The following is a 9,987-nucleotide window of genomic DNA, read 5'->3' on the forward strand; positions in this document are numbered from 1 at the left end:
CTTCCATGGACCCGATGTCGCAACTCCCCGCTGCCCTCGCGGCGCGGCTCGAACCCGGCGAAGTGGCCCTGGTGGGTGCCGGACCGGGCGACCCCGGCCTGCTCACCCTGCGCGCCTGGAGTCTGTTGCAGCAGGCCGACGCGGTGGTCTACGACCGCTTGGTCAACCCGGCGCTGCTGGACCTGCTGCCACCCCGCTGCGAAACCCATTACGTCGGCAAGGCGGCCGGCCACCACAGCCTGCCGCAGGACGACATCAACCTGCTGCTCGCCGGGCTGGCCCTGCAAGGCTTGCGCGTGGTACGGCTGAAAGGCGGCGACCCGTTCATCTTCGGCCGTGGAGGCGAGGAGCTGGACTACCTGCTCAAGCGTGGCATCGACTGCCAAGTGGTGCCCGGCGTCACCGCCGCCTCAGGCTGCTGCAGTTACGCCGGCATTCCCTTGACCCATCGCGGCCTGGCGCAGTCCTGCCAGTTCATCACCGGCCACCTGCAGGCGGACGGCGCCCTGCATCTGCCCTGGCAGAGCCTGGCCAGCGGCGGCCAGACCCTGGTGTTCTACATGGGCCTGGCCAGCCTCGAGGAAATCAGCCGCGAACTGATCGCCGCCGGCCTGCCGCCGCACACCCCGGCGGCCCTGCTCGGCAACGGCACCCGGCCGGACCAGCAGGTGGTCCGCGGGCGCTTGGATGGCCTCGCTGCCCTCGCCGAGGAACATTGCCTCGCCCCGCCGACACTCACGGTGATCGGCGCGGTGGTGGACCTGTTCGCCGACCGTGTCCTGGAGTACCCCGCTCGCCTGCGCACCGAACACATGCCACGCATGGAGGCGCTATGCGGCTGATCCCCTTGCTGCTGGGCCTCGCCCTGCCCCTCCAGAGCCTGTCCGCCGCCACCCCGGACGCCGCCGCGCTGTATCGCGAACACTGCCAGAGCTGCCACGGCGAGAACCGCTTCGGCGGCGCCGGCCCGGCCCTGCTGCCGGAAAGCCTGGAGCGGCTGAAGCCGGCCGAGGCGCGTCGCACCATCCGTGACGGTCGTCCGGCCAGCCAGATGGCCGCCTTCGGCGACCGCCTGGACGACGCCCAGCTCGACGCGCTGGTCGCCTACCTCTACCAACCCTCCGCCATGCCGCCGACCTGGAGCGAGGCCGACATCCGCGCCAGACACCGCATCCTGCGCGCACCGGATAGCCTGCCGGCGAAGCCGCAGCACGGTGCCGATCCGCTCAACCTGTTCGTGGTGGTGGAGGCCGGCAACCATCAGGTGAACATCCTCGACGGCGACCGCTTCGACGTGCTCGCCCGCTTCCCCTCGCACTTTGCCCTGCACGGCGGGCCGAAGTTCTCGCCGGACGGTCGCTTCGTCTACTTCGCCGCCCGCGACGGCTGGATCACCCTCTACGACCTGCACAGCCTGAGCACCGTGGCGGAAATCCGCGCCGGGCTGAACACCCGCAACCTGGCGGTGAGCAACGACGGCCGCTGGGTGCTGGTGGGCAACTACCTGCCGGGCAACCTGGTAGTGCTGGACGCCCGCGATCTGACCCCGGTGAAGGTGATCCCTGCGCTCGGTGCGGACGGCAGCGCCTCGCGGGTCAGCGCGGTCTACACCGCGCCGCCGCGCGACAGCTTCGTGGTCGCGTTGAAGGACGTGAACGAAGCCTGGGAGCTGTCCTACGCCGGCACGCCAGACTTCCAGCCCCGGCGCATCGCCGCCCGCGACCGCCTCGACGATTTCTCCTTCACCCCGGACTACCGCTACCTGCTGGCCACCTCGCGTGCGGCCAAGGGCGGCCAGGTGATCGACCTCGACGCCGGCCGGGCGGTGGCCGACATCCCGCTGCCGGGCATGCCGCACCTGGGCTCGGGCATCTACTGGAAACGCCAGGGCGAGTGGGTATTCGCCACGCCGAATATCAGCCAGGGACTGATCTCGGTGCTGGACATCAAGACCTGGAAATTGATCAAGGAAATCCCCACCGACGGCCCCGGCTTCTTCATGCGCAGCCACAAGGACTCGCCCTACGCCTGGACCGACGTGTTCTTCGGCCCGAACAACGACCGGGTGCATCTGATTGACAAGCAGACCCTGGAAATCGCCCACACCCTGCGGCCGATGCCGGGCAAGAACGCCGCCCACGTGGAATTCACCCAGGACGGTCGCTACGCCCTACTCAGCGTATGGGACAGCGAAGGCGCGCTGATCGTCTACGACGCCCGCACCCTGGAAGAGATCAAGCGCCTGCCGATGAACAAGCCGTCCGGCAAATACAACGTCGGCAACAAGATCGAATTTGCCGAGGGGACGTCGCATTGAGAGGGAATGGGCAGCGGGCGAATGTATTGGCTGTGCGTTAGCTGTTGTTGGTTCGGATGAACCGCTATCACCGCCTTTCCTCTGTACGAGGCCATCCCCTCTCCCCCGGCCCCTCTCCCGTAAACGGGAGAGGGGAGATTCGTGCTGCCCGGCGCAACGAAGTGATCCGGACGCTTTGTCATTGCCTGAAGGCTTGCGAAAAAGGTGAGGCCAACATCGGAGCCCCGTCAGGAGGCCGAGTGGAATCGTCGTGTAGGGGGACGAGCGGCATGGATGCCGCGAGAGGCGCGATTGGCCAGGGATGGCCCTTCGCGCCGCCCCCCGGAACGGCGATGGAGCGAGGGGAGTCTCGCGAAGCGAGACCCGGATGTCGGGGCAAGCCCTCTTGGTTACCTTCTGGGGCGACTGCCAGAAGTAACTCGCCGGGGGGCGAAACAAGAAGTATCTGAGAACGCAGTAATCGGTTTGGCTCAGAACCTTCTAGCGACACTTAACGCAGGCAGAGCCAACGGCGTGCTGATTGGGCGAATTCATTCGCCCACATGGCACCGCCCCGCCCCGTCCGTAGCCCAGATAAGCCCAGGCGCAGTCCGGGACCGAACCCCGCTCAGATCGGCAACTGCCCCAACGCCCAGCGCAGCAGGAAAAACACCGCCAACCCACCGACGATGGTCGCCAGGAGATTCCGGGTGACGGCCGCCAGGGCGATGGTGAACAGGCCGGCAAGCAGGTAGGCGTTGTCCAGACGCAGCGCCAGTTCTCCTTCGGGCATCAGCATGGCCGGCACCACGATGGCGGTGAGCACCGCGCCAGGGACATAGTGCAGGCCCTGGCGCACCAGCGGCGGGAAGCGCAAGTCCGGCCAGGCGAACAGGCTGTAGCGGGTGGCGAAGGTGATCGCCAGCATGCCGAGGATCAGCAGCCAGGTATCCATCAGGCGGTCTCCTCATCCAGTTCGGTATCGGCACTGCGCTCCAGCCAGACACCCACCACGATCCCCGCCAGCGCCGCCGCCATCAGGCCGAGCTTGTACGGCCAGGCGTGGGCCAGCAGCGCCACCGCCGCGGCTACCAGGGCCGCCGCCACCTGCGGGCGGTTGCGCAGCATCGGCACGACGATGCCAACGAAGGTGGCGATCATGGCGAAGTCCAGGCCCCAGCCGGCCAGGTTCGGCACCGCCTGGCCGAAGGCGACGCCGACCAGCGTGGAAAGCTGCCAGTTGAGGTACATGGCCAGGGCTGCGCCCAGGTAATACCAATGCTTGAACGGCGAGGCGTCCGCTTCGGCATAGCGGTGCTGGACCACGGCGAAAGCTTCGTCGGTCAGCCAGAACGCCAGCGGCACCCGCCAGCGGGTCGGCAGGTGGCGGACGAAGGGTTGCAGGGTGGCGCTGTAGAGCGCGTGGCGCAGATTGACCACGAAGGTGGTGAGCAGCACCACCGCCATTCCGGCGCCACCGCCGATCAGGCTCAGGGCGATGAACTGGGCAGAACCGGCGAACACCAGCAGCGACATACCGATGGCCTGCCAGGCGGACAACCCGGCCGCGCCGGCCAGGGTGCCGAAGATGATACCGAACGGCACGGCGCCCATGAGCATGGGCACCATGTCGCGGACACCGTTGAGAAACTCATGGGAACGGGACATGCAAGACCTCCTTGGACCCGCCACCCTATCCGCTTCCGGGCATGGCTGTCTTGGACGATCTTGCTTACTGGGGATGGGAGGGGTGAGCTCAAAGCCCTACACCGGACTCATGCTGCTCACTTTAGCGTTGGGCAGACACGATCAGTCCCCTCTGGGGAGAGGGTTAGGGAGAGGGGAGCAGGTGTGCATGACCTTAAATGAACAGCATGACCACACCGCACCGCTCTTTCCCCTCACCCCTTACAAATAACCCTCGACGCCTTCTCGTTGCGGTATTGCAGGCTCTCCAGCCCCTGGGGCGATTCCTCGGCCTGGCGGCGGGCGTCGAGGATGATGCCGTGCCGGTCCGACTTGGCGCACACCGGGTCGGCGGCGGTCATGTCGCCGGTGAGCATGTAGGCCTGGCAGCGGCAACCACCGTAGTCCCGCTCCTTCTCGTCGCAGGAACGGCAGGGTTCGGGCATCCAGTCGTAGCCCCGGAAGCGGTTGAAGCCGAAGGACTCTTCCCAGATATGGCGGATGCTGTGTTCACGCACGTTGGGAAATTGCACCGGCAACTGGCGGGCGCTGTGGCAGGGCAACGCGGTGCCGTCCGGGGTGATGTCGAGGAACAGCTTGCCCCAGCCGCTCATGCAGGCTTTCGGCCGCTCCTCGTAGTAATCGGGGGTGACGAAGATCAGCTTGCAGGGATGCTTTTCAGCCGCCAGCTTCGCCCGGTATTCGTTGGTGATGCGCTCGGCGCGCTCCAGTTGTGCCTTGCTCGGCAGCAGGCCGGCGCGGTTCAGCTCGGCCCAGCCGTAGAACTGGCAGGTGGCGAGTTCGACGAAATCCGCCTCGAGGGCGATGCACAGCTCGATAATGCGGTCGATGTGGTCGATGTTGTGCCGGTGAGTAACGAAGTTGAGCACCATCGGGTAACCGTGGGCCTTGACCGCGCGGGCCATGGCCAGCTTCTGGGCGAATGCCTTGTGCGAGCCGGCCAGCAGGTTGTTCACCTCCTCGTCGGCGGCCTGGAAGCTGATCTGGATGTGGTCCAGCCCGGCGTCGGCGAAGGCGGCGATCTTGGCCTCGGTGAGACCGATACCGGAGGTGATCAGGTTGGTGTAGTAGCCCAGGTCGCGGGCGGCCTTGATCAGTTCGGCCAGGTCCTGGCGCACCAGCGGCTCGCCGCCGGAGAAGCCCAGTTGCGCGGCGCCCAGTTCGCGCGCCTGGCGGAACACCTCGATCCACTCGGCGGTGCTCAGCTCCTCGCCCTGGCGGGCGAAGTCCAGCGGGTTGGAACAGTACGGGCACTGCAACGGGCAGCGGTAGGTCAGCTCGGCCAGCAGCCAGAGCGGCGGGCCGGGCCGTTCAGCGCAACTCGATCCAGAACTGGGCATGGGCCACCTCCAGGAACGCGCGGATGTCTTCGTCGATGCCCTGGACGTCCGGGAAGCGCGCCGCCAGCACCTCGATGATGGCGCCGACGCTACGCTGCCCGTCCACCTCGCCGAGGATCGCCCCGGCGCTCTCGTTGAGCTTGATCATGCCCTCGGGATAGAGCAGCACATGGCACTCCTGCACCGGCTCCCACTGGAAGCGGAAGCCGCGACGCAGGGCCGGAATCTTGTCGAGGATATCGCCGCTCACAGCTCGATCCCCCGGTGCCAGATGCGCTCGCGGGTCACGGTGTGATACGGCGGGCGCTCCAGTTCGTAGGCCATGCTCATGGCGTCGAGCATGCTCCAGAGCACGTCCAGCTTGAATTGCAGGATATTCAGCATGCGCTCCTGAGCCTCGCGGGTGCGGTAGTGCTCCAGGGTGATGCGCAGGCCGTGCTCGACGTCGCGGCGCGCTTCTTTCAGGCGCTTGCGGAAGTAGTCGTAGCCGGTCGGGTCGATCCAGGGGTAATGCTGCGGCCAGGCGTCCAGCCGCGACTGGTGGATGGTCGGCGCGAACAGTTCGGTCAGCGAGCTGCTGGCCGCCTCCTGCCAACTGGCGCGGCGGGCGAAGTTGACGTAGGCGTCCACCGCGAAGCGCACGCCCGGCAGCACCAGCTCCTGCGACAGCACCTGCTCGCGATCCAGGCCCACCGCCTCGGCCAGCCGCAGCCAGGCCTCGATGCCGCCCTCCTCGCCCGGCGCGCCATCGTGGTCGATGATGCGCTGAATCCACTCGCGGCGGGTTTCGCGATCCGGGCAGTTGGCCATGATCGCCGCGTCCTTCACCGGGATGCACACCTGGTAGTAGAAGCGGTTGGCCACCCAGCCCTGAATCTGCTCGCGGGTCGCGCGGCCTTCATACATGGCCACGTGAAACGGGTGGTGGATATGGTAGTAGGCGCCCTTGGCGCGCAGGGCCTGTTCGAACTCGGCGGGGGACATGGCGGGTGCGGTCATTGCCTGGATCCTTCTCGAAATGCGGGTCAGAGCCGGATGTTCATGCCGTCCCAGGCGACTTCGATGCCATGCTCCGCAAGGCTTTCGCGCTCGGGGGAATCGACGTCCAGGATCGGGTTGGTGTTGTTCACGTGAATCAGAATCTTGCGCGGCGCCGGCAGCCCGTCGAGCACCGAGATCATGCCGCCGGGGCCGCTCTGCGGCAGGTGGCCCATCTCGCTACCGAGCTTGTCGCCCACCTCGCAGACGCGCATCTCGTCGTCGCGCCAGAGGGTGCCGTCCACCAGCAGGCAGTCGGCCTTGGCCATCAGCTCGAGCAACGCCTCGTCCACCTGACCGAGGCCCGGTGCGTAGAACAGCTTGCCGCCGGTCTTCGCGTCCTCGACGAACAGCCCGATGTTATCGCCCGGGTGCGGATCGTTGCGGTGCGGCGAGTACGGCGGCGCGCTGCTGCGCAGCGGCACGGCGGTGATACGCAGGTCCGGGCAGGCCGGGATGACGAAGGGTTCGCCGTCGAGGCCGATGGGGTTCCAGACCAGCCCGCCGTTCCAGTGCTTGAGCATGTTGAACAGCGGGAAACCCGTGGTCAGGTCCTGGTGGACCATCTCGGTACACCAGACCTGATGCGGACAGCCTTCGCGCAGGGTCAGCAGGCCGGTGCAATGGTCGATCTGGCTGTCCAGCAGGACGATGCCGCCGATCGCCGTGTCGCGCACCTTGCGCGCCGGCTGCAGGGCCGGAAAGGCTTCGATCTGGGCGCGGATGTCCGGCGAAGCGTTGCACAGGATCCAGTCGACGCCGTTGTCGCTCAGGGCGATGGAGGATTGGGTGCGCGGCTGCGCCCGCAGGCTGCCGTCACGAACGCCACGGCAATTGCGACAGTTGCAGTTCCACTGGGGAAAACCGCCGCCGGCGGCCGAGCCGAGAATCTGGATATGCATGACCAGGCCCTGTCGAACGTCGAAAAAACGCCGCGGGAAGCGGCGAAACGCGGGAAACCCCGGCGAGCCGGGGCACGCGGCGATCAGCGGTTGGCGAAGTACATGGTGACTTCGAAGCCAATGCGCAGATCGGTATAGGCGGGTTTAGTCCACATGGCTGATTCCTCTTGTTATGGCGTCGGAGGCATTCCGACAGTCCCATTAAGCACCTGGCCTGCCTTCAGCAGAATGGTACTTTCGAAGGAGACAGCGTCGTGCCTTGGTAGTGCCATGATGGCGACGACGGCCGCTGCGCCACCGAGGATTCCGGTCAGGCCGGGTCCCAGAGAAACCGGGCCCTGACGATGCCGTGGTCGGACGTCGGCCGCTCCGGCCCGTCCCGGTCCTCGGCATCCAGGTGATCGTTCCAGATGCGCTGGTCGCGGAACGACCAGTGGTGCTTCTTCGAATAGTCGTAGAACTGCTCGGATACCAGGATATGGTCGAGCTGTTCGCGCACGTCCTTGTAAATGTAGGAATAGGCCACATCCTGGAAGTCGGCGAGGGCCTGGAGAAAGCTCGCCGCGTACAACCCGGCGTCGTTGGCACCGGCCTTGCGCGAGCTGGCGTAGCGCCGGTAGACCGGCTGGGTGGTGAGGATCGACAGGGTGTTGGCGTGCACGCCGTCGTTGAGATCGCCCAGCAGCACGGCGGCGCGGTCGGTCCCCTTGAGCAGGTCGGTGAGGATCATCCGCAGCGCCGCCGCTTCCGCCGTGCGACGGATGGTGGACAACGCAGCGCCGAGAGCGGCGGTATGCGGCTTGAGCGCCGGGTTGCCGGCCTCCGGCTTGTCGAGCGGCGTGGCATGCTTGGACTTGAGGTGCGCGCAGAACACCTCCACCGGCGGCACCTGGGCGTTTTCATGGCCGAGGGTCAACTGGATCACCGTGCGCGAAAACAGGTCGATACTCACCTCGATGTCATCGTCGGTGCGCTGCACATCGGCACCGGGCTCGCCGTGGCGGCGCTTGAGCAGGCGGAAACCGTCCGGGAAGCGCTTGTGCAGGGTCTTCGCGGTCACCTTCCAAGGCTTGCGCACCGCAGCAGCCACGGCAATGTCGTACCACTCCTCCTTGATGAACTGCAGGTCGTAGTCGGCGGACAACCCGGCGGCATCGAACAGCTCACGCAGCGCCTGGGCCGACCACAGCTCCTGGAAGGCGATCACGTCCGCATCCAACTCGCGCAACCGCTCGCCTGCCCAGGCCAGTCGGCGCCGGTAGGCTTCGGGCGTGAACGGCTTGGCCCCCGGATAGGTGGGTTTGCCGGGCAGTTGTAGGTTGTAGAGGTTGAAAGTGGCGAAGCTGATGTCGCGATCCATGGCGATCTCCCTGTGCGGCGGGGTCCGCACCATTCTTCCCTCGTGCCGATGACAATCGCGCGATGCGCGTACCGACGACTATAGACCGCCTGTCACTGCGTCACCGTTTGCAGCGTTGTAGGAGCCAGCTCTGCTGGCGAAGATCCGTAGGGGGTGAATTCATTCGCCCAGAGGTGCTGAGCCAGACGAATGCTAGCTGCTGCAACCGTTGCCATGCCTGGCAGATTCTCTCCCCCAGCGAGGGAACCCCGGCGAAGCCGGGGCCATATGCCGGGGCAAGCCCTCTTGGTTACCTTCTGGGGCGACTGCCAGAAGTAACTCGCCGGGGGGCGAAACAAGAAGCGTCTGCGAAACTCAGTAATCGGTTGGGCTCTGAGCCTTCTTGCAACATGCCCGGCGATGCTCCGCCGGGCGAATGAATTCGCCCCCACATTAATAAAAAAACGCGGCCGAAGCCGCGCTGCGATGACGATCATGTCCGGGACTGGAGTGTTTGTGTGCGCTTCCGGACCGACCCGCACCTGACGGTGCACTGGCAAGCAAACCCGGCGCGCGGAGCGACGCGCCGGGCTCCCCAAGGTTCAGAAGAATCCCAGCGGGTTGATGTCGTAGCTGACCAGCAGGTTCTTGGTCTGCTGGTAGTGGTCGAGCATCATCTTGTGGGTTTCGCGGCCGACGCCGGACTTCTTGTAACCCCCGAACGCGGCATGCGCCGGGTACAGGTGGTAGCAGTTGGTCCAGACGCGGCCGGCCTTGATGCCGCGGCCCATGCGGTAGGCGCGGTTGATGTCGCGGGTCCAGACACCGGCGCCGAGGCCGAATTCGGTGTCGTTGGCGATGGCCAGGGCTTCGGCTTCGTCCTTGAAAGTGGTGACGCCCACCACCGGGCCGAAGATTTCTTCCTGGAACACGCGCATCTTGTTGTGGCCCTTCAGCAGGGTCGGCTGGATGTAGTAACCGCTGGCCAGACCGCCTTCCAGACGCTCGGCGGCACCGCCGGCGAGGAATTCGGCGCCTTCGCTGCGGGCGATTTCCAGGTAGGAGAGGATTTTCTCGAACTGCTGCTGCGAAGCCTGGGCGCCGACCATGGTCTCGGTGTCCAGCGGGTTGCCGCGCTTGATCTTCTGAATCTTCTTCATCACCTCGGCCATGAACGGCTCGTAGATGGACTCCTGCACCAGCGCACGGGACGGGCAGGTGCAGACCTCGCCCTGGTTGAAGAAGGCCAGGACCAGGCCCTCGGCAGCTTTCTCGATGAAGGCCGGCTCGGCCTGCATGATGTCTTCGAAGTAGATGTTCGGCGACTTGCCGCCCAGTTCCACGGTGGACGGGATGATGTTATCG

11 protein-coding genes are annotated in these 9,987 nt (G+C 66.1%); 2 read left to right on the plus strand and 9 right to left on the minus strand.

Translation table 11 applies throughout. The features are described from left to right. Positions 1-5 precede the first annotated feature (5 nt). Together cobA and BZL41_RS03305 are read left to right on the plus strand one after the other, a co-directional pair. On the plus strand, positions 6-842 hold the full coding sequence (cobA, locus tag BZL41_RS03300; protein ID WP_095597979.1) for a uroporphyrinogen-III C-methyltransferase: 837 nt from the start codon (positions 6-8) through the stop codon (positions 840-842). Next, positions 833-2,317 (plus strand): nitrite reductase, encoded by a 1,485-nt coding sequence (locus tag BZL41_RS03305; RefSeq protein ID WP_095597980.1) that lies wholly within the window; start codon positions 833-835, stop codon positions 2,315-2,317. The genes cobA and BZL41_RS03305 overlap by 10 nt, the downstream gene beginning before the upstream one ends. 607 nt (positions 2,318-2,924) lie before the next feature. Here the strand turns inward: BZL41_RS03305 and BZL41_RS03310 are convergent. The 9 genes from BZL41_RS03310 to BZL41_RS03350 form a co-directional block, all read right to left on the minus strand. Beyond that, positions 2,925-3,251: an AzlD domain-containing protein gene (locus BZL41_RS03310; protein ID WP_095597981.1), complete on the minus strand. Its 327-nt coding sequence runs from the start codon at positions 3,249-3,251 to the stop codon at positions 2,925-2,927. Continuing rightward, positions 3,251-3,964: an AzlC family ABC transporter permease gene (locus tag BZL41_RS03315; protein ID WP_095597982.1), complete on the minus strand. Its 714-nt coding sequence runs from the start codon at positions 3,962-3,964 to the stop codon at positions 3,251-3,253. The genes BZL41_RS03310 and BZL41_RS03315 overlap by 1 nt, the downstream gene beginning before the upstream one ends. A gap of 233 nt (positions 3,965-4,197) precedes the next feature. Continuing rightward, a complete protein-coding gene (gene pqqE / locus BZL41_RS03320) occupies positions 4,198-5,343 on the minus strand; it encodes a pyrroloquinoline quinone biosynthesis protein PqqE (protein WP_095597983.1) in 1,146 nt (381 codons plus the stop codon). Next, on the minus strand, positions 5,315-5,593 hold the full coding sequence (pqqD, locus tag BZL41_RS03325; protein WP_095597984.1) for a pyrroloquinoline quinone biosynthesis peptide chaperone PqqD: 279 nt from the start codon (positions 5,591-5,593) through the stop codon (positions 5,315-5,317). Before pqqD ends, pqqE begins: the two co-directional genes overlap by 29 nt. Beyond that, on the minus strand, positions 5,590-6,342 hold the full coding sequence (gene pqqC / locus BZL41_RS03330; protein ID WP_095597985.1) for a pyrroloquinoline-quinone synthase PqqC: 753 nt from the start codon (positions 6,340-6,342) through the stop codon (positions 5,590-5,592). Before pqqC ends, pqqD begins: the two co-directional genes overlap by 4 nt. 26 nt (positions 6,343-6,368) lie before the next feature. Then, positions 6,369-7,283: a pyrroloquinoline quinone biosynthesis protein PqqB gene (gene pqqB / locus BZL41_RS03335; protein ID WP_095597986.1), complete on the minus strand. Its 915-nt coding sequence runs from the start codon at positions 7,281-7,283 to the stop codon at positions 6,369-6,371. Positions 7,284-7,366: 83 nt separating this feature from the next. Next, the gene (gene pqqA / locus BZL41_RS03340; protein ID WP_003243383.1) at positions 7,367-7,438 is read right to left on the minus strand and encodes a pyrroloquinoline quinone precursor peptide PqqA; all 72 of its coding nucleotides are present in this window, start codon (positions 7,436-7,438) and stop codon (positions 7,367-7,369) included. A 155-nt stretch (positions 7,439-7,593) separates the two neighbouring features. After that, a complete protein-coding gene (locus tag BZL41_RS03345; protein WP_168190934.1) occupies positions 7,594-8,643 on the minus strand; it encodes an endonuclease/exonuclease/phosphatase family protein in 1,050 nt (349 codons plus the stop codon). 581 nt (positions 8,644-9,224) lie between these two features. Further along, positions 9,225-9,987 (minus strand): aldehyde dehydrogenase family protein (locus BZL41_RS03350; RefSeq protein WP_143518013.1); only part of this gene is annotated, 763 nt, incomplete at its 5' end.

It is taken from the genome of Pseudomonas sp. PIC25 (genome assembly GCF_002286785.1).
GTDB lineage: Bacteria > Pseudomonadota > Gammaproteobacteria > Pseudomonadales > Pseudomonadaceae > Pseudomonas_M.

Excerpts from the sequence above, each read along its gene's own strand:
- BZL41_RS03345 (WP_168190934.1), bottom strand. The coding sequence starts at position 8,643 with ATGGATCGCGACATCAGCTTCGCCACTTTCAACCTCTACAACCTACAA.
- BZL41_RS03310 (WP_095597981.1), bottom strand. The coding sequence starts at position 3,251 with ATGGATACCTGGCTGCTGATCCTCGGCATGCTGGCGATCACCTTCGCC.
- pqqB (WP_095597986.1), bottom strand. The coding sequence starts at position 7,283 with ATGCATATCCAGATTCTCGGCTCGGCCGCCGGCGGCGGTTTTCCCCAG.
- cobA (WP_095597979.1), top strand. The coding sequence starts at position 6 with ATGGACCCGATGTCGCAACTCCCCGCTGCCCTCGCGGCGCGGCTCGAA.
- pqqE (WP_095597983.1), bottom strand. The coding sequence starts at position 5,343 with ATGCCCAGTTCTGGATCGAGTTGCGCTGAACGGCCCGGCCCGCCGCTC.
- pqqC (WP_095597985.1), bottom strand. The coding sequence starts at position 6,342 with ATGACCGCACCCGCCATGTCCCCCGCCGAGTTCGAACAGGCCCTGCGC.
- BZL41_RS03305 (WP_095597980.1), top strand. The coding sequence starts at position 833 with ATGCGGCTGATCCCCTTGCTGCTGGGCCTCGCCCTGCCCCTCCAGAGC.
- BZL41_RS03315 (WP_095597982.1), bottom strand. The coding sequence starts at position 3,964 with ATGTCCCGTTCCCATGAGTTTCTCAACGGTGTCCGCGACATGGTGCCC.